Source organism: Mucilaginibacter metallidurans, from assembly GCF_003286435.2.
In the GTDB taxonomy this organism is placed as follows: Bacteria; Bacteroidota; Bacteroidia; order Sphingobacteriales; family Sphingobacteriaceae; genus Mucilaginibacter; species Mucilaginibacter gossypii.
Genome location: NZ_CP043449.1, coordinates 2435545 through 2454423, shown reverse-complemented (window position 1 = coordinate 2454423; position 18879 = coordinate 2435545). Strand labels below are relative to the sequence as shown.

Annotated in this window: 17 protein-coding genes; 16 read left to right on the top strand and 1 reads right to left on the bottom strand. The window is 42.0% G+C overall.

Annotation, left to right across the window (positions count from 1 at the left end; translation table 11 throughout):
- Positions 1–82 precede the first annotated feature (82 nt).
- The 8 genes from mqnE (at position 83) to DIU38_RS10605 (ending at position 7725) form a co-directional block, all read left to right on the top strand.
- Positions 83–1276 carry an aminofutalosine synthase MqnE gene (gene mqnE / locus DIU38_RS10635; RefSeq protein ID WP_112657172.1) on the top strand — a complete coding sequence of 398 codons (1194 nt, stop codon included), beginning with the start codon at positions 83–85 and terminating at the stop codon, positions 1274–1276.
- A gap of 111 nt (positions 1277–1387) precedes the next feature.
- Positions 1388–2014, top strand: coding sequence for a histidine phosphatase family protein (locus tag DIU38_RS10630; RefSeq protein WP_112657170.1), 627 nt, complete (start codon positions 1388–1390; stop codon positions 2012–2014).
- A gap of 13 nt (positions 2015–2027) precedes the next feature.
- On the top strand, positions 2028–2771 hold the full coding sequence (locus DIU38_RS10625; protein ID WP_112657243.1) for a menaquinone biosynthetic enzyme MqnA/MqnD family protein: 744 nt from the start codon (positions 2028–2030) through the stop codon (positions 2769–2771).
- A 148-nt stretch (positions 2772–2919) separates the two neighbouring features.
- Positions 2920–3603 (top strand): SDR family NAD(P)-dependent oxidoreductase, encoded by a 684-nt coding sequence (locus DIU38_RS10620; protein ID WP_262714354.1) that lies wholly within the window; start codon positions 2920–2922, stop codon positions 3601–3603.
- Positions 3573–3731, top strand: coding sequence for an SDR family oxidoreductase (locus DIU38_RS34850; RefSeq protein WP_407716481.1), 159 nt, complete (start codon positions 3573–3575; stop codon positions 3729–3731). Before DIU38_RS10620 ends, DIU38_RS34850 begins: the two co-directional genes overlap by 31 nt.
- Before the next feature lie 225 nt (positions 3732–3956).
- Entirely contained in the window at positions 3957–4433 is a 477-nt protein-coding gene (locus DIU38_RS10615) for a hypothetical protein (protein WP_090525550.1), read from the top strand.
- Positions 4434–4582: 149 nt separating this feature from the next.
- On the top strand, positions 4583–6790 hold the full coding sequence (locus tag DIU38_RS10610) for a bifunctional alpha,alpha-trehalose-phosphate synthase (UDP-forming)/trehalose-phosphatase (protein WP_112657166.1): 2208 nt from the start codon (positions 4583–4585) through the stop codon (positions 6788–6790).
- An 86-nt stretch (positions 6791–6876) separates the two neighbouring features.
- Positions 6877–7725 (top strand): N-acyl homoserine lactonase family protein, encoded by an 849-nt coding sequence (locus DIU38_RS10605; protein WP_112657164.1) that lies wholly within the window; start codon positions 6877–6879, stop codon positions 7723–7725.
- 99 nt (positions 7726–7824) lie between these two features.
- On the opposite strand, the gene DIU38_RS10600 is transcribed toward DIU38_RS10605, so the two are convergent.
- On the bottom strand, positions 7825–9609 hold the full coding sequence (locus tag DIU38_RS10600) for a glycoside hydrolase family 15 protein (protein WP_112657162.1): 1785 nt from the start codon (positions 9607–9609) through the stop codon (positions 7825–7827).
- Between the two features lie 145 nt (positions 9610–9754).
- Between DIU38_RS10600 and DIU38_RS10595 the strand changes: the two genes are divergently transcribed.
- The 8 genes from DIU38_RS10595 (at position 9755) to DIU38_RS10560 (ending at position 18852) form a co-directional block, all read left to right on the top strand.
- Positions 9755–10390, top strand: a complete 636-nt coding sequence (locus DIU38_RS10595; protein WP_112657241.1) for a peroxiredoxin — start codon at positions 9755–9757, stop codon at positions 10388–10390.
- Positions 10391–10528: 138 nt separating this feature from the next.
- Complete coding sequence (locus tag DIU38_RS10590) at positions 10529–10726, top strand: cold-shock protein (protein ID WP_090525558.1); 198 nt, start codon at positions 10529–10531, stop codon at positions 10724–10726.
- 126 nt (positions 10727–10852) lie between these two features.
- A complete protein-coding gene (locus DIU38_RS10585) occupies positions 10853–12085 on the top strand; it encodes an MFS transporter (RefSeq protein WP_112657160.1) in 1233 nt (410 codons plus the stop codon).
- 283 nt (positions 12086–12368) lie between these two features.
- Positions 12369–13283: an oxygen-dependent coproporphyrinogen oxidase gene (hemF, locus tag DIU38_RS10580; RefSeq protein WP_112657158.1), complete on the top strand. Its 915-nt coding sequence runs from the start codon at positions 12369–12371 to the stop codon at positions 13281–13283.
- Positions 13284–13307: 24 nt separating this feature from the next.
- Complete coding sequence (locus DIU38_RS10575) at positions 13308–13706, top strand: hypothetical protein (RefSeq protein WP_091164618.1); 399 nt, start codon at positions 13308–13310, stop codon at positions 13704–13706.
- A gap of 162 nt (positions 13707–13868) precedes the next feature.
- Positions 13869–16460 carry a DNA gyrase subunit A gene (gyrA, locus tag DIU38_RS10570; protein ID WP_112657156.1) on the top strand — a complete coding sequence of 864 codons (2592 nt, stop codon included), beginning with the start codon at positions 13869–13871 and terminating at the stop codon, positions 16458–16460.
- 5 nt (positions 16461–16465) lie between these two features.
- Positions 16466–17584, top strand: a complete 1119-nt coding sequence (locus DIU38_RS10565; RefSeq protein WP_091164626.1) for a tetratricopeptide repeat protein — start codon at positions 16466–16468, stop codon at positions 17582–17584.
- A 5-nt stretch (positions 17585–17589) separates the two neighbouring features.
- Entirely contained in the window at positions 17590–18852 is a 1263-nt protein-coding gene (locus tag DIU38_RS10560; RefSeq protein WP_112657154.1) for a tetratricopeptide repeat protein, read from the top strand.
- The last annotated feature ends 27 nt before the right edge of the window (positions 18853–18879 follow it).

The following is an 18879-nucleotide window of genomic DNA, read 5'->3' as shown; positions in this document are numbered from 1 at the left end:
TTTACCGTGAAATTTGGCCGATATGTGTCATAACGCATATTACTTTTGTGCTTTTTAGTACCTTTGGTTAAATTTTTAATTGATGCATAATTCAGATAATTTACAGTTTTTACTTAACGATCCGAATTTATCTGCTGATTTAAAGCATATTGCTCAAAAAGTTCTTGACAAACAACGCATCACTTTTGATGAAGGCGTTTTGCTTTATGAGCAGGGCGAACTTGGCTATCTTGGCACTTTAGCCAATTACATCCGCGAGGAGCGCCACGGCGATAAAACTTATTTCAACCGTAATTTTCATATTGAGCCTACCAATCTTTGCGTTTACGACTGCAAATTTTGTTCATACTCGCGGCTGCTGAAACAAAAGGCGGAAGGTTGGGAGTACACCATGGATGAAATGTTCAACATGGTTACCAAGTATGATGGCGAACCGGTCACCGAGGTGCACATTGTAGGTGGTGTGCTGCCGCAATATGATGTACCTTTTTACCAGGAACTTTTTGCCCGCATCCGCGCGCATCGCCCGGAATTGCATATTAAGGCATTAACCCCGGTTGAATATCACTACATCTTTAAAAAAGCCAAAATTGATTACGCCACAGGTATGCGCCTTATGCAGGAAGCAGGCCTGGATTCTATCCCCGGAGGTGGTGCCGAAATTTTTGATCCCGAAATAAGGGACCAGATCTCGAAAGATAAATGTACTGCCGATCAATGGTTGGCTATTCATGAAGAATGGCACAAGCTTGGCGGCCGTTCAAACGCTACCATGCTTTACGGGCATATTGAAGCATATAAACACCGTGTCGACCACATGGAGCGTTTACGCCAGTTACAGGACAAAACAGGCGGATTCCAGACATTCATTCCGCTTAAGTTCCGTAATAAGGATAACCAGATGTCGCACGTGCCCGAGGTTTCAGTGATTGAAGACTTGCGAAACTACGCCGTAGCCCGCATCTACCTGGATAACTTTGATCATATTAAAGCTTACTGGGCTATGATTAGCCGTACTACCGCGCAACTTTCGCTTAATTTTGGCGTAGATGATATTGATGGAACATTAGATGATACCACCAAAATCTACTCAATGGCCGGCGCCGAAGAGCAGCACCCCGGCATGAGCACCAAACAAGTGGTAGAATTAATTAAACATGTGGGTCGCCAGCCTATTGAACGTGATACATTATATAATGTAGTAACGGATTATACGAACTTTGTGATCGGCGACGAACCGAAACCGCAGTATTACAAATTACCGGTAATTAATTAAGCTTTTTAAGCCGAAAGCCAAAGGCCCAAGCTTAAAGCAAAGCAATAAATTTAGCATAGATAAAAGCAAAAAAGCTTTAAGCATTCGGCTTTCAGCTTTGGGCTCAAGAAAATGGTACAAAAAACCTTATATATAGTACGCCACGGCCAAACTGAGTATAACAAACTTGGTATTATACAGGGCCGCGGTGTGGATACTGATTTAAATGACGAAGGTCGTAAACAGGCCTGTCAGTTTTTTGAGGCTTATAAAACCGTTCCGTTTGATAAAATTTACATATCGGCGTTAAAACGTACCCAACAAAGCATTCAGCCTTTTATTGATCTTGGGATTCCTTACAAGAAACTTCCGGGGCTGGATGAGCTGGCCTGGGGCATTCACGAAGGCCAGTCGCCAACTATCGATAATAAGGCCGCTTTCCTGCAGATTATGCGTGATTGGCTGGATGGCAAGCTCGACAGTAAATTTGAAGGGGGCGAAAGTCCGCTTGAGGTTGAGGTGCGCCAGCGTGAGGCCCTGGAGGTGATCATGAGCCACCCCGAAGAAAAAACGGTGCTTATATGTATGCATGGCCGTGCTTTGCGCCTTTTGCTTTGTATCCTTACCGGTAAACCCTTATCCGAAATGGATAACTTTCCGCACCAAAACCTGGTATTATATAAGGTAACCTACAATGGCGAAAGGTTCGAAATTATCGACTTTAACAATGCCCAACATCTCAAACATTCCGAAGAATAGAAATAGCGAATTTGTGAACAAGATCAGAATATCAGCAGTAAGCTACACTAATACCAAACCCTTTTTATACGGCATTCAACATACCGACATTATTAATAAAATTGACCTGAGCCTTGATATCCCGGCAGATTGTGCCCAAAAGCTTATCGACGACGTGGTTGATATCGGTCTGATCCCGGTTGCTGCAGCACTGAGTTTGCCGCAATGGGAAATTGTTTCTGATTACTGCATTGGTGCCGTAGGCGCGGTAAACTCCGTTTTCATTTTCAGCAATAGTGATATTAAGGACGTAACTACTATCCAGCTTGATCCGCAGTCGCGCTCATCAAATAATCTTGCCCGTGTATTGCTGAAAAACCATTGGTTGGTAAACCCCAAACAGGTAAGTAATGCGCCGGATTATGCTCAATCTGCAGATGAGAAAACTGCCTTTGTGCAAATAGGCGACCGCACCTTCGGTAAAAAGCAGCAATACAAATATGTTTACGACCTGGCCGAAGAATGGCAAAAAATGACCGGCCTGCCATTCACCTTTGCAGCCTGGATAGCTAATAAACCTATCCCTCAGGATTTTATGGACGAGTTTAACGAGTCACTAAAATACGGTCTTGATCATCGCGAAGATCTGTTTAAACAACTACCCATGCGCGATGATTTTGACCTGATCGACTACCTGATGGTTAAAATAGATTATGATTTAACAGCAGACAAGAAGAAAGCCCTGTACCTGTTTCATGATTATATAAAGGCGTTGTAATCTCTGAACCGGGATTTGGGTGGATTTTAAGATTACAGGATTAGAATTGTTCGATTATGTAATCCAATAATCACATAAATCCCGGTTCGGGCAAAAACAATTCCCCTCTCAATTCAATTGCTTATCTTAAACACAAAAACGTTTATCTATGAGCAATACTCCCCAACTATTAAAAGGACAAGCTGCCCTCGTAACCGGCGCCGATAGCGGCATTGGCAAAGGTGTCGCATTAGCTATGGCCGCTGCAGGAGCCAAATTACTGATTAATTATGCCCATAATAAAGCAGCCGCTGATGATGTTGTAAGCCAGATCAAGGCCTCAGGCGGTGAGGCATTTGCATTTCAGGCCGATGTGAGCCATGAGGACGAAGTAAAAACCATGTTTGCCGAAATATTTAAGCAATATGGCACTATTGACATTTTGGTAAACAATGCCGGTTTGCAAAAAGATGCCAGATTTGTTGATATGACGCTCGACGATTGGGATAAAGTGATCAGCATTAACTTAACCGGTCAGTTTCTGTGTGCCAGGGAGGCTGCTAAAGAGTTTATAAAACGCGGTGTTGTTGAAGGTGGAAGCAAAGCTGCGGGCAAAATTATCTGTATGAGCAGCGTGCATGAAGTAATTCCCTGGGCGGGCCATGTAAACTATGCGGCCAGCAAAGGAGGTATTATGATGTTTATGAAAAGTATAGCACAGGAACTTGCTCCGCACAAGATCAGGGTAAACGGCATAGGGCCAGGCGCTATACAAACACCTATTAATAAGGAAGCCTGGGAAACCCCGGAAGCGCTGGATAAATTATTGACGCTCATCCTTACAACCGAATAGGCCAGCCGGCTGACATCGGAAAACTGGCAGTTTGGCTGGCTTCAGATGAGTCGGATTACATTACCGGGGTAACAATTTTTGCAGATGGGGGCATGACTTTGTACCCGGGCTTTGCAGATAATGGCTAAATGACATTTTCATGACAACATAAATCGGTTTAGCAAAGAAAAAACGCCATTAATTGGCGTTTTTTCTTTTAGATATTGTAAAATATACACTAAGGTTATTGATAAAATTTAAATTTTATGACTATAAAAGGCTATAATTATTAAATATTCATAAAAGTTCAAGAAAATTTTAAATATTGACAAGTGTAGCGTATTTTTGTTGCAGGATTTAAAATTTAAACGAACATGAAAAAGATATTTTTAACAATAGCAACTGCAGCCTTATTTACCGTTAACGCTTTCGCTGATGGTGGCAAAAAATCAGATGGTGGTACCAACGTTTCTTACGTAGCATTACACGGCTTTACTGCTGACTTCGCTGAAGCTACCAACGTTAACTGGACTGTAACCAAAAACGTTCAAAAAGCTACTTTCACTGTTGATGGCGTTCAAAAAACTGCTTTCTACAACCTGCAAGGTGAATTTTTAGGTACAACTCAACGTGTTGACAACAAAGCTATTCCTGCAAAAGCCCTTAAACAAATTAACAGCGATTACAAAGGTTACGAAGTAGGCGAAGTTATCGTTTACCAGGCTAACACGTCAATCAATGACGCTATCGAGCCAACTTCATATTTTGTTGACTTGAAAAACGACAAACACGAAGTTTTGGTAAGGATCACTCAACAAGCTAACATCGAGTTTTTCCAACAAGTAAAATAACTCCGAAAAATTATAACAATGGAAAGCCGTCCCGAATATCGGGGCGGCTTTTTTTATGATTATAAATCACACTTTTATGTCATAAAGCCTCTTTCATAAAACAAAAAGGGTGTTTTCGTCTTTTAAATATTAATTAATATTTACTTCATATGTCGAAAACAATAATTGTATCAAACCGTTTGCCTGTTAAAATTTCCAAAACTGATGGTGCATACCATTCATCACCAAGCGAGGGAGGATTAGCTACCGGTTTAGGTTCAATATATAAACAGGGTGATAACGTATGGATAGGCTGGCCCGGAATAGAAATTGCGGAGCAGGAAGATAAAGACCAGGTTACAAAAGAATTAAAAGAGTTAAGCCTGATCCCTGTTTTTTTAGATCAGGAAGAGATCAACCAATACTACGAAGGTTTCAGCAACGAGGTTTTATGGCCCGTTTTTCATTACTATGCATCAACGTATGCAGCATACAAACAATCAAACTGGGATTATTATAAAGCGGTAAACAAAAAGTTCAGGGATATGATCCTGAGCATTGCCGAGCCTGGCGACGTGATCTGGATCCACGATTACCAGTTGCTATTGTTACCCGCTCTGGTTAGGCAGGAACTGCCGGATGTTTCCATCGGCTTTTTCCTGCACATTCCTTTCCCTTCAAATGAAATGTTCAGGTTGATCCCGTGGCGTTCGGAACTGCTGGATGGAATGCTTGGCGCCGATCTGATCGGTTTACATACATTTGATGATGTGCGCCACTTTTTGGGTGCGGCTACACGTCTGCTGCCGGTAACATCCAGTGCCAATATCATCAGCAATGGCGAGCGCTCGGTTGTTATCGAGTCGTTCCCGATGGGTATTGATGAAAAAAGGTATTCATCGTTACCGCTGCAGGACGATGTGAAACAGCAAATTGAGCTTATTAAAGAGAATTTCCAGAACAAAAAGCTCATCCTTTCTATAGACAGGCTTGATTACAGCAAGGGGATCCTGCAAAGGCTGGAAGCTTTTGAGCTGCTGCTTGAACAATGCCCGGAATGTATTGAGCAAATTACGCTTTACATGATCGTGGTTCCATCCAGGGATACGGTACCGCAATACGCTCATCTTCGGGATGAAATAGATAAAAAAGTAGGGAAGATCAATGCGTTGTATCGCACCATGGACTGGAGCCCGGTGCACTATTACTACCGCTCATTCCCCATCGAAACCCTGTCTGCACTTTATTATTCGGCCGATGTTTGTTTGGTTACGCCCATGCGCGACGGCATGAACCTGGTAAGTAAAGAGTATGTCGCCAGTCGGATAAATAATGATGGGGTGTTGATTATGAGTGAAATGGCAGGATCATCTAAAGAACTTATAGACGCTATAATTGTTAACCCTAATAATACCGGGGAAGTTTGCCGGGCCATTTTGCAGGCTATCAATATGCCGGTTGAAGAACAGCGCCGGCGGATGATCCCGATGAGGCAGCTTGTAACAAAGTTCAATACATCGCATTGGGTTAAAATTTTTATGGACAGGCTGAAAGAAGTAAAACTCATGCAGCGCTCCATGCAGGCCAGGCACGTAAGTAATACTACCGAACAAAGCATTATTAACCGTTATGTGAAAACTAAAAAGCGGATTATCTTTTTGGATTATGACGGCACGCTGGTGAATTTTAAATCAAATATCGATCAGGCCTCTCCCGATAAGGAATTATACAATATCATCAATAAACTTGCAGAAGATCCTGCAAATCAATTGGTTTTGATAAGCGGGCGAAAACATGAAAACCTTGATGGATGGTTTAAGGAAAACGACATCTATCTTATTGCCGAACATGGTTCATGGTTTAAGCAACCCGGCACTTTATGGCATAAAATAAGCGGGCTAACCGATCAATGGAAGCATGACATTTATCCGATATTGGAAACCTATGTCGACCGTACACCGGGCTCGTTCATTGAAGAAAAAACATACTCACTGGTTTGGCATTACCGTAAAGCCCAGGCCGGGCTTGGCGAGCTGAGGGCCAATGAGCTGATGAATAATCTTAAATATCTTGCAAGCGATAAAGGATTACAGTTACTGGCGGGGGACAAGGTGCTGGAAGTGAAGAATATGGATATTAATAAGGGTAAAGCCGCTTTAACACTTACCGAAGGCCGTGATTATGATTTCATTATAGCGTTCGGCGATGATTATACCGACGAAGATATCTTTAAAGCCCTGCCCGAAAGTGCTATTACCATTAAAGTCGGCAGTAATCTTTCGGCAGCTAAATTTTACCTGCGAAATCCATCAGAGGTTAGGAAATTGCTGACCAGTTTTGCTAAGTATACGCCAATTGAGGAACCGGCAGACAAGTAGGGTCGAATAGTTTAATTTAAAATTTATTATGCCTGCGGTTTAGCCGCGGGCATTTTTTATATTCGGTTCGCGATAATGTAACCTTTATGAAAAAAATCAGCCTGCTTGTTTTTGCATTAATGCTTAGTTGCCATATTATTTATGCGCAAACCCCGGTTTATAAAATTTATGCGGTAAAATTCGCCGAATCGGGATATCCATTTAAAGTGGGCGATTGGGCGTTAAACGGTCCCAAAAATGAACCGGTTAAAATTGATTTTATGGTATGGCTTATCAAAGGTAGCAACGGAAAAAATATTTTGGTTGATGCCGGCTTTTTGCCCGATATTGAAGATGCCAAAGAATTTAAACTTAAAACCTATCAACGCCCAGACTCGGCGCTTTTAAAGCTTGGTGTAAAGCCCCAGGATATAACCGATATTATTTTAAGCCACCCTCATTGGGATCATATAGATGGTTTGAGTCTTTTCCCTAAAGCTAAGGTTTGGATGCAAAAGCTGGATTATGAGTTTTTTGCAGGCGCAGCATGGCAAAAAGCGGGAGAGGCAGGGGGGTATGCTAAGCGCGATGTTATCAATACCGTTAATTTAAATTTGGCGGGCAGGCTCAAACTGATAGACGGCGACAATAAAGAGATCATTAAAGGTATAAAAGTTTATACCGGTTCAAAGCATACCTACAATTCGCAATATGTGCTGGTACAAACCGGGAAAAACAGGGTAGTAATGGCATCTGATAATATCTGGATCTATTATAGCCTTGAGCATTTGGTGCCACCTTCGCAAGGTGGCACGCTTGATCCGGCAGGCTATGTCAAGGCAATGAAACGCATGAAAACACTTGCAAGCGACGTTAAATTTATCATTCCCGGGCATGATGGCAGGCAGCTTGAGATCTTTCCAAAGGTAGCGGATGGAGTAGTGGAGATCAGGTAATTATTTAGGTGAATAGCGAATTACTTAATCCAGACTTACGAAGTTTTAGAAACTTCGTAAGTCTTATCTGCTGCCAATTTATGCAAGAGAAGATTAATCCTACAAAAATATCGGCCTGTCCAATTTCATGGCAATCCGGTACGCCGCGTTCATCAACCCCACATGACTGTAAGCCTGGGGGAAATTGCCCCATTGGCTTCCGTCGCGCTCATCAACATCTTCGCTAAAGAGCAACAGGTGATTGGAGTACTGCAACAGGTTGCCAAACTCGCGCTGGGCATCATCCAAACGGCCAACAGCAGCCAGCGCTTCTACATACCAAAATGCGCAGATCAGGAAAGTAGTTTTGGGCTTACCAAAATCGTCTGTATATAAATACCTGTAAAATAATCCATTAGGAGTCTTTAGTTCTTTTTCTAATGCAACTAAATGATCCTTCGCTTTCTGCGAATTTGGATCGAGATAGTTCATCATAATCAATTGCAAAGTGCTGGCGTCAAGGTTACTGCTCCCGGCTGAGTTGGTGTAAACTTTGCGCACCGGGTCATAACAGCTCTCGATATGCGCGGCCGCACGTTCTTTAAGAGAAATTGCCTTATCAATCAGCTCCTGGTTTTGGATTGTACGCGCCATTTTTTCGGCTGCGGATGCACCCGCCCATTGAAACAGGTTGCTGTAACAATGAATGTTGGCCATATTCCTGAACTCCCAGATACCTGCATCTTTTTCGTCGATAGTATGTTCTATTTTGCTTAACAAAAACTCCACCCAGTGTACGGAGTCTTTTCGTTCCGAAAAAACAAAGCGATGATCTGTATACAGTGGGAGCAGGGAGATGAGTACCTGTCCATAAATATCATTTTGAATGTGCTCAGATGCCTGGTTACCAATGCGTACCGGCTGGTTGCCCATATAGCCTGCTAAATCAGTTAAAATATGCTCTACAAGGTCTTTTTTACCGGTAATACCATAAAGCGGCTGATAACGTTCCATTTCCGAAAAGGTGATATCAGTAACATAGCCGAAATACTTCTCCATCTCTTCAAAATGGCCAATGTGGTTTAGCGCGGTTATTACGTAATAAGTATCGCGCAGCCAGCAATAGCGATAATCCCAGTTACGGCCGCTTCCCGGCGATTCGGGCAAGCTTGTGGTGCTTGCGGCAATAATGGCACCGGTATCCTCATACTGGTGTATTTTAAGGGCCAAAGCAGAGCGGATTACAAAGGGCTGAAAATAAGTAGCAATTGACGAGTGTTTGATCCATGTACGCCAGTATTGCACGGTTTCGGCCAAAAACCGATCAGCTGTGCTGATGAGCGGCGCTTCAAGCGGTTCGCCGTAGGTCATGGCCAGGTACTTGGTTTCATTGAGTACAAAAGCCTGCCCATCAAAAACATAACTTATGGGAATATTGGTGGTAAGGCGGATGTTTTCTTCGCCGCCCAGATATTGGATATGATTGCTGCCACGGTTTACACTCAACTTAACAGCACCATATTCAGATACTGGGGCGCACTTTACAATGATGCGCGGCGATCCCTCAATAACCTCAATTTTCCTGATCAGCATTAATGGTTTATAATAACGCTGATGCTGGTAAAACCTTGGTGCAAAATCGGTTATGCGATATTTTCCGCCGCTTGCAGGACATATTTCTGTAATTAAAATATTGGTATTTTCCAGGTAATGTTGATTGGTAGTGTATTCTCCTTCCGGACGGATCGAGAATTCGCCGCCCTTATCTTTATCAAGCAGGCCGCCAAAAATAAAAGTGCTGTCGAACCGGGGCCAGCACAGCCAGTCGACGTTGGTGTTTTTATTAATATGGGCTAAAAAGGCACAATTGCCAATTATACCGGTATCATAGGTGTGTTTACTCATGGATAGCTGTTATTAATTTCAAACTTCAACAACACAGCCTTTGTAATGTTGGCGTAAATAATGCGATTATTTGAAGTTTGTTTGCATTTGTTTATGAATGTATAGTAACTTAGTCGTATTAAATTACCATCAAAAATCTATCATCATGAGTTTAAGACTGGGCGATAAGGCGCCAAACTTCAAAGCAAAAACATCAGAAGGCGAAATTGACTTTTACGAATATTTAGGCGATAGCTGGGGCGTACTATTCTCGCACCCTGGCGATTATACACCTGTATGTACCACTGAACTTGGCAAAACTGCCGCGTTAAAAGATGAGTTCACTAAACGCAATGTTAAAGTATTGGCACTTAGTGTTGACTCGGTTGAATCGCACCACGGCTGGATCCAGGACATTAACGAAACACAGGGTGTTGAAGTTAACTTCCCGATCATTGCCGATGAAGATCGCAAAATTTCTGAAGCTTATGATATGATCCACCCCAATGCCTCGGTAAATGCCACAGTACGCTCATTATTTATTATTGGCCCTGATAAAACGGTTAAGCTTATTATCACTTACCCCGCATCAACCGGCCGTAATTTCCAGGAAATTTTAAGGGTTATTGACTCATTGCAGTTAACCGCCAATTACAGTGTGGCAACGCCTGCCGACTGGAAAGAAGGGGAGGACGTGGTGGTAGTGCCGGCAATTAAAACTGAAGATATCCCTGCCAAATTTCCAAAGGGTTTTACCGCAGTTAAGCCCTATTTGCGCCTGACACCACAACCAAATAAATAATTTTATTTGGTTTATTTAATAATTTTATATATTTGAGGGAAGCAGGGTATCTATTCCTTCTGAACCAATAAGCCTATTTGTTTTCAGTTTGGTTTTAGTTGATCTTAACACGAATTTTTTATTACGATTATTATAATTATGAAAACTGGAAAAGTAAAATGGTTTAACACACAAAAAGGCTACGGCTTTATTATTACCGAAGAGGGTAAGGATCTTTTTGTACACTTTAAAGACGTGCAAGGCGGTGTAAATGCGATTAAGGATAATGACAGCGTCACGTACGATGTGGAAGAAGGAAGAAAAGGATTACAGGCAGTAAACGTTAAAAAAGCATAAAATATATAAAATTATTGAGCAAAACTTACTTACAAAACCTCTGTTACGACAGGGGTTTTTTTGTGCCGATTTTTTTGTTTTTATCTTCATAAATCACCTACATTAGCCAACCAATTTTTACACGATATGACCGATGTTACCAACGCCAAAGCCACAAGGAACGCTGTTTTCTTAGTACTTGTTGCTTCCCTGGGCTATTTTGTTGATATATATGATCTTTTGGTTTTTTCTATAGTACGCATCCCCAGCCTTAAAGATATCGGCTTAAATGCACAGGAAATAACTGATAAAGGTCAGTTCATTATCAGCATCCAGATGTTTGGGCTGTTGCTTGGCGGTATCATATGGGGCATTGTCGGTGACAAACTGGGCCGTATTAAGGTGCTTTTTGGTTCGATATTACTTTACTCGATAGCCAATTTTGCCAATGGCCTTGTTCATGATGTAAATACTTATGCTATAGTAAGGTTTATTGCAGGTTTGGGGCTTGCAGGAGAACTTGGTGCTGGTATTACCCTGGTTAGCGAAACATTAAGCAAGGAAAACCGGGGCTACGGAACTATGATGGTAGCTGTTATTGGCTTGTTTGGCGCTACCGCTGCTTATGCCGTAGCTAAATTTGGCTGGCGTAATGCTTACTTTGTAGGCGGCGGCTTAGGGATTTTATTGTTGCTGCTTCGTGTTGGTACTTTTGAATCGGGCATGTTCAAAAATGTTGAGAACAGCGATGTATCCAAAGGCAACATGCTCATGTTGTTTACCAACTGGGAACGTTTAAAAAAATACCTGTTTTGTATCCTGATAGGCGCACCGCTTTGGTACGTGGTGGGTGTATTGATCAGCTTTTCGGATAAGTTTGGGGCTGCTTTAGGGGCTAAAACCCTGATCAAACCGGGCGACGGCATTTTTTACAGCTACATTGGCATCGCCATTGGTGATATTGTGGCCGGCTTATTGGCTCAGGTTACCAAATCGCGCAAACTAACGATGGCTGTATTTCTGGTTATATCATTAATTAGTGTACACTTTTATTTAAGCAGCTACGGCATTACTCCAGAAAAATTTGCTATATTAAGCTTTTTTATGGGTTGCACAGTAGGTTATTGGGCAACGTTTGTTACCATTGCGTCCGAGCAATTCGGCACCAACATCCGTTCAACAGTTACCACTACTGTACCCAACTTTGTGCGCGGCTCACTGATCCCGATAACTATAGCATTTAATGCTTTCAATGCAAAGTATGGGTATATTAAATCGGGATATATCATGATGGGGATACTTACTGCAGTAGCCCTGTTATCCTTAAGCCAGTTAAAGGAAACCTTCGGCAAGGATTTGAATTACGTAGAGATAAGCTAAAATTGGCCAGGTGTTCAATTTTTAAAAAAACAGGTGTTCAAAAATGTTCCGTTTAGCCTAATGTTAAAAACACAAGCATTGATTATCAGTTGTTTACGTTTTTAGCAATAAAATAATGAACACATAAATCATTGATTATCAATTGATTTATTTTTACGGGGTGTTCACACCTAAAAAAGTTGAACGCTTCCCACTATCGGCTGTAAATGCGGGTAGCTACGGGTTTCCACGTTGAAAAAAGGCCTTCCGCTGCAATTCCCAAAATTCATTACTTTTACAGCCTATGATCAGCAAAGAACAAATAGCCGAAGATTATAAACAAATACAGGATGAGATCTGCACCGCACTTGAGCAATTAGATGGCGCTGCAAAATTTGAGGAGGAGCTTTGGGAGCGCGAGGGTGGAGGCGGAGGCCGTACTCGGGTTATCCAAAACGGAAATATCCTTGAAAAGGGCGGAGTTAACTTTTCGGCAGTTCATGGTCATTTACCCGATACTATGAAACGGGCCCTGCAGGTTGAGCAGGATGACTTTTTTGCCACCGGTGTATCTATAGTGATCCATCCTAACCATCCGTTGGTGCCTATCATCCACATGAACATTCGCTACTTTGAAATGCCCTCCACTATGGGCGATAGCCAGAAGCCTGTTCGCTGGTTTGGCGGAGGTATTGATTTAACCCCTCACTACGTTATCGAAGATGATGCCCGTTTTTTCCATGGCGGACTAAAAGCTGCGTGCGATCAATATTATGCCGATTTTTATCCCCGTTTTAAAAAATGGGCGGACGATTACTTCTTCATCAAACACCGTAATGAAACCCGCGGCATAGGCGGCATATTTTATGACAGGCTCACTGCTAACGATGAGTTAAGTTGGGAAGACATTTTTGAGTTTTCAAAATCTGTTGGACGATCATTTGCACCCTTATATACTGAGCTGGTTAACCGCAATCGCGATAAATCATTTACCGAAGCGCAGCAGCTTTTCCAATACCAGCGCCGCAGCCGTTATGCAGAATTTAACCTGGTTTATGATGCCGGCACCAAATTCGGGCTGGAAACCAACGGTCGCATTGAATCGATATTAATGAGCCTGCCGCCTACAGCCAAATGGGTTTATGACTATCACCCGTTAACTGGCAGCGAAGAGGAAAAAACACTATCTTTATTAAAAAAAGGCATTAACTGGGTTTAGGGCTTTAAGCTAATAACATCACCAATGAAAAGATCTATTGTGCCGGTAATCGGTATTTTATTGTTATGTGCTTTCCGTTTTGATGACAGTCCGTTGAGAGGTGTATGGGAGTATCGCGGCGGTATAATTAACGGCAAACTTGATGCTGCCCCAACAGCTTATAAACTACAACGGGATTACGACAACGAGCATTACAAAGCGAGGGTTATAGAAGAAGGGGAGAATACCCAGGTATATGAAAAAGGCGATTACCAGTTAAAAGCTGACACCTGCTTTGAAACCCAAACCTATTGTATGCAGGAGTCAAAACTGCTTAACAAAACCATAAAATACAACTACATAATCAGTAATGATACACTTAAACTGCTTTCGGTTTTACCTAATGGCAACAAGGTTGAAGATTACTGGGTAAAGGTGAAATAAACCTGTATTGAAGTAACAAAATTGTTAACCCGGTGCAATATGTTCCCCCCGGTTTATTGTTACTAAGTTGGCGCAATCCCAAGTATTTTTTTAACTTCGCAGGTCGTTGAAAAATCAATTTTAACACGCAATTATAAGAGAAGGTTCTACAAATAATTAAAAATGGCTGAAGGAACAGAAAACGATAATTCACACGCAGAAGACAGGATAATTTCGATAAATATTGATGAGGAAATGCGATCGGCGTACATTGATTATTCAATGTCGGTGATTGTTTCCAGGGCGCTGCCCGATGTCCGCGATGGACTGAAACCCGTTCACAGGCGCGTACTTTACGGTATGCTTGACCTGGGTTTAACCAATAACAAGCCCTATAAAAAATCTGCCCGTATTGTGGGTGAGGTAATGGGTAAATATCACCCTCACGGTGATAAATCGGTATACGACACCATGGTACGTATGGCCCAGGAGTGGAGCTTGCGCTACCTGTTGGTTGAAGGCCAGGGTAACTACGGTTCGGTTGACGGTGACGAACCTGCGGCAATGCGTTATACAGAAGCACGCTTACAAAAGCTTGCGGAAGAGATGCTTGCTGATATCAACAAAGACACTATTGATTTCCAATTAAACTTTGACGACTCGCTACAGGAACCAACCGTACTGCCATCCAAATTTCCCAATCTGCTGGTTAACGGCGCTTCGGGTATTGCCGTAGGTATGGCTACCAATATGGCGCCGCACAACCTATCGGAAGTTATCGATGCAACTATGGCTTTAATTGATAACCGCCAGATCGAGGTTGCCGAGTTAATGAAATATGTAAAAGGCCCTGATTTCCCTACAGGCGGTATTATTTACGGGTACGACGGCCCTCGCGAAGCGCTTGAAACAGGCCGCGGGAGGGTTGTGATCCGCGCACGTGCGGAGATTGAAACTTATAATGGCGAACGTGAACGCATCGTTGTTAGCGAAATACCTTACCAGGTAAATAAAGCTTTGATGATTGAGCGTACTGCCGAACTGGTTAACGAAAAGAAACTGGAAGGCATTTCGGCTATTCGCGATGAATCGAGTCGTGAAGGGATCCGCATCGTTTATGAGATCAAACGTGACGCCAATGCAGCTATTGTATTAAACAACCTGTTTAAATATACGGCCCTCCAAACATCGTTTAGTGTAAACAACATCGCGCTGGTTAATGGCCGGCCAATGCTGCTTAACCTAAAAGACCTGATCCATCACTTTGTCGAGCACCGTCATGAGGTTGTGGTACGCCGCACCAAATTTGAGCTTAATGAGGCTGAAAAACGCGCGCACATCCTTGAAGGCTTATTGATCGCTTTAGATCACCTTGATGAAGTTATCCGTCTGATCCGCGCTTCACAAACTCCGGATGAAGCAAGGGAAGGCTTGATGAGCAGCTTTGGTTTAACCGATATCCAGGCACGTGCTATCCTTGATATGACCTTAAGGAGGTTAACAGGACTTGAGCGTGACAAGATCAAAGATGAATATGCTGCTTTAATGAAACTCATTGAACACTTAAAAAACATCCTGAGCGACGAAGGCTTAAGGATGCAGATCATTAAGGATGAGTTATTGGAAGTTAAGGAGAAATATGGTGATGAGCGCCGTACCGAAATGGTTCACTCATCTGCAGAAATGCAAACTGAAGACTTTATTGAAGATGAGGATGTAGTAATCACAATCTCGCGCGAAGGCTATATCAAACGCACCCCGCTGACTGAATACCGCAGGCAAAGCAGGGGAGGTAAAGGCGCTATTGGTAGTAACAGCCGTGATGAGGATTTCATTGAGCACCTGCTTATTGCTTCTAACCACAACTATATGCTCTTCTTTACCGAGTCGGGACAATGTTTCTGGCTCCGGGTATTTGAAATACCGGAAGGCACACGTACCTCAAAAGGCCGCGCCATCCAGAATATTATCAATATTCCGAAAGAAGAGAATATCAAGGCCTATATTAAACTGATTTCGCTTAAAGATCAGAACTACCTTGAAAATAACTTCATTATTATGTGTACCAAGAAGGGTACCATCAAGAAAACCTCACTCGAGGCTTATTCACGTCCACGTTCAAATGGTATCAATGCTATCAATATTAACGAGGGCGATTCATTACTTGAGGCAAGCTTAACCAGTGGCAGCAGCGAAATTGTGATGGCACTTAAGTCTGGTCGTGCTATTCGTTTCAATGAATCAACAGTAAGGCCAATGGGACGTACCGCTACCGGTGTTCGTGGTATTACGCTTGATGACGAGAGCGATGAGGTAGTTGGCATGATTGCAATTGATGACGCTGAAACAACAGTATTGGTGGTATCAGAAAAGGGATACGGTAAACGTACCGACATTGAAGACTATCGTGTTACAAACCGTGGTGGTAAAGGTGTAAAAACATTAAATATTACTGAAAAAACCGGAAACCTTGTTGCCATAAAAGGTGTTACAGATAAGGAAGACCTGATGATCATTAACAAGTCAGGTATTATTATCCGCATAGCTGTAAGCGAATTAAGAGTGATGGGCCGCGCCACACAGGGCGTAAGGCTGATAACGCTTAAAAACAATGATGAGATAGCTTCAGTAGCCAAAATTGAGCATGATGAGGACGAGGAAGTAAAAGAAGGTGATGAAAATGCAGAAGGCTCTGATACCACAGCCGAAAATACAGGCGATGGTGATACAGCTGAAAATGGCGCAGAACCATCAACTGACGATACAACAGAATAATAAATATGCACTACCGCAAGATCATTTTATCGGTTTTAATTACAAGCTTTACTACAACTTTTGCCTTCGCACAAAAAGAAGCGCTGAAAGTTGTAGTAAATAACCTGGCTTTTTATAAACAGAAAAACGACCTGAAATATTTGGCCGCGGCCAAAAAATCTGCAGATAGTTTGATCATTACCAAGTCGGACACGGCTGATATTGAAAAAAACCTTTATCGGGCTATTGTAAATTCAAGCATCCTGTATATCGATTCGTTAAACAAACTCGGGATGCCCGCAGATATGCTTGACAAAACAACCAAACTGGTTGATCGGCTATCGGGTATGAACAAAATTTTCAAGTACCAGTCAGAACTTGATTATACCAGGCGCTGCCTGGCAAACGTTTATATCCGAAAGGGGTTTGATGCGGTAAATAATTCCGATTTCACCAATGCTAAAACTTCGTTTGAAAACGCTAAAAAGTATGCGCCGGCGATGAATCAGATCAATACCTATATCGCTTTCGCAAACAATAAAGCCGGTAATTTGCAGGATGCCGCTGTGTATTATAGCAATATGCTAAGGGTTGACAGTGCACGTACTGAATATATCGAAACAGCATCAAATATCTATAAATCATTGGGGGATACGGCCAAGGCTTTACAGATTCTTCAAAAAGGTAGGAAAATCTTGCCTAATGACAGATTTTTATTACTTGATGAAGCCAATATCTATAACAACAAAAAAAATTACAAAGCCTTAGAGCCCCTAATTGGCCCTCTGCTTGATATTAATGCAAATAACGCCGATATTGCATTTGTTGCAGCTAATTGCTACGATCATTTAGATAAATTTGATCAGGCAGAATCTCTTTACTTACACGCCATTGAACTAAGCGGAACATATTTTGATCCGGTATTTAATTTGGGGTTATTATATTTAAAGCAAAGCACAACTTCGAAAGGGGAGAGGAGCATCCAGGACCTGGGGCGGGCCATTCAATGGCTTGAAAAGGCCAATGAAATATCACCGAATAATGTAAACAGCCTGCAGGCTTTGCAGTTGGCATACGCAAAAACCAATAACCAGGATCAGTTAGACAAAATAAACAATAAACTAAAACAGTTAACCAATCAATAATAATCATGAAAATCAAACTTTTGATGGCGGGCCTGTTAGGCTTGGTTTCAGCAACAGCTTTTGCACAAAAAGGCGAGTTAAATACCGCAAAAGAAGAATATGAAAAATATTCGGGCTTAAGGGGCCAGCCGGCAATGGCAGTAATGGCAGGCAAAAGCCTCACTACCGCAAAAGAATCAATTGACAAAGCTTCAGCCAATGAAAAAACCGCTACTTTGCCGCTTACTTACGCTGTAAAAGGTTCAATTTATTCAGCGTTAGCTGTTCAGGATACTGTACCTGCTACTTCATTACCATTGTTTACCACAGCCGAGGAAGCCTTGAAAAAAGCTAAAGAAACTGACACGAAAGGCGAAAATAAAAAAATGATTGATGAGGCATACTTAAACCTGGCTCAATATCAATTGACTAAAGGTGTAAAAGAATACTCTGCCGGTAAATATGATCTGGCTTACAAATCATTTGACTTTTACCGTACCGTATTGCCTGAAGATACAAATGCCATTTATTACACCGGTCTTGCAGCTGCAAACGGAAAAAATTATCCGGCGGCGATTTCAAACTATAGTAAACTGGTAACTACAAAATATTCAAAAAATGCCGGGGTTTACCTTGATCTTTCTTCATTGTACCTTGCCAATAAAGATACCGCGGGTGCACTTAAAACAGTATCTGAGGGTGTAACTAAATATCCTGCAAACAGCGAACTGCGGAAACGCGAAATCGAAATTAGCCTGCAAACAGGAAAAGAGAAAGAAGTTACCGATAAGATCCAGGCAGCTTTAGCTAATGATCCTAAAAACAAAACTTTGTATTACTATGCAGGGTTAACTTATTCACAAACAGCCGATAATTACGCAAAAGAAGCGGGTGCAACTAAGGATGTTGCTGCAAAAGCGAAACTGCAAGCCTCAAAAGCGGAGGCTTATGTTAAAGCTGGTGAAATGTATAAGAAAGCATTAGAAATTGATCCTAATTATTTTGAAGCTAATTTAAACTACGGCTATGTAATACTTAACCCAGCCATTGACGCTTATAATGCTGCTAATAAATTGCCTGCTAACAAACAAAAAGAATACGATGCTGCTATTGCCAAAGCTAAAGCTCAGTTTGAACAAGCGAAACCATATTTGGTAAAAGCTGTTGAACTTCAGCCAAAATCAATTGACGCATTGCAAAATTTAAGAACCTATTATTTAGGTGTTAAAGATGATGCGAATGCTTCAAAATTAAAAGCCCAGATTGATGCTTTACCAGCCAGCCAATAATTAGATAAAACAATATAAAAAGGAAGG

Coding starts and splice junctions, on each gene's coding strand:
- mqnE (WP_112657172.1), top strand. CDS start 83: ATGCATAATTCAGATAATTTACAGTTTTTACTTAACGATCCGAATTTA.
- DIU38_RS10630 (WP_112657170.1), top strand. CDS start 1,388: ATGGTACAAAAAACCTTATATATAGTACGCCACGGCCAAACTGAGTAT.
- DIU38_RS10620 (WP_262714354.1), top strand. CDS start 2,920: ATGAGCAATACTCCCCAACTATTAAAAGGACAAGCTGCCCTCGTAACC.
- DIU38_RS10615 (WP_090525550.1), top strand. CDS start 3,957: ATGAAAAAGATATTTTTAACAATAGCAACTGCAGCCTTATTTACCGTT.
- DIU38_RS10610 (WP_112657166.1), top strand. CDS start 4,583: ATGTCGAAAACAATAATTGTATCAAACCGTTTGCCTGTTAAAATTTCC.
- DIU38_RS10605 (WP_112657164.1), top strand. CDS start 6,877: ATGAAAAAAATCAGCCTGCTTGTTTTTGCATTAATGCTTAGTTGCCAT.
- DIU38_RS10600 (WP_112657162.1), bottom strand. CDS start 9,609: ATGAGTAAACACACCTATGATACCGGTATAATTGGCAATTGTGCCTTT.
- DIU38_RS10595 (WP_112657241.1), top strand. CDS start 9,755: ATGAGTTTAAGACTGGGCGATAAGGCGCCAAACTTCAAAGCAAAAACA.
- DIU38_RS10590 (WP_090525558.1), top strand. CDS start 10,529: ATGAAAACTGGAAAAGTAAAATGGTTTAACACACAAAAAGGCTACGGC.
- DIU38_RS10585 (WP_112657160.1), top strand. CDS start 10,853: ATGACCGATGTTACCAACGCCAAAGCCACAAGGAACGCTGTTTTCTTA.
- hemF (WP_112657158.1), top strand. CDS start 12,369: ATGATCAGCAAAGAACAAATAGCCGAAGATTATAAACAAATACAGGAT.
- DIU38_RS10575 (WP_091164618.1), top strand. CDS start 13,308: ATGAAAAGATCTATTGTGCCGGTAATCGGTATTTTATTGTTATGTGCT.
- gyrA (WP_112657156.1), top strand. CDS start 13,869: ATGGCTGAAGGAACAGAAAACGATAATTCACACGCAGAAGACAGGATA.
- DIU38_RS10565 (WP_091164626.1), top strand. CDS start 16,466: ATGCACTACCGCAAGATCATTTTATCGGTTTTAATTACAAGCTTTACT.
- DIU38_RS10560 (WP_112657154.1), top strand. CDS start 17,590: ATGAAAATCAAACTTTTGATGGCGGGCCTGTTAGGCTTGGTTTCAGCA.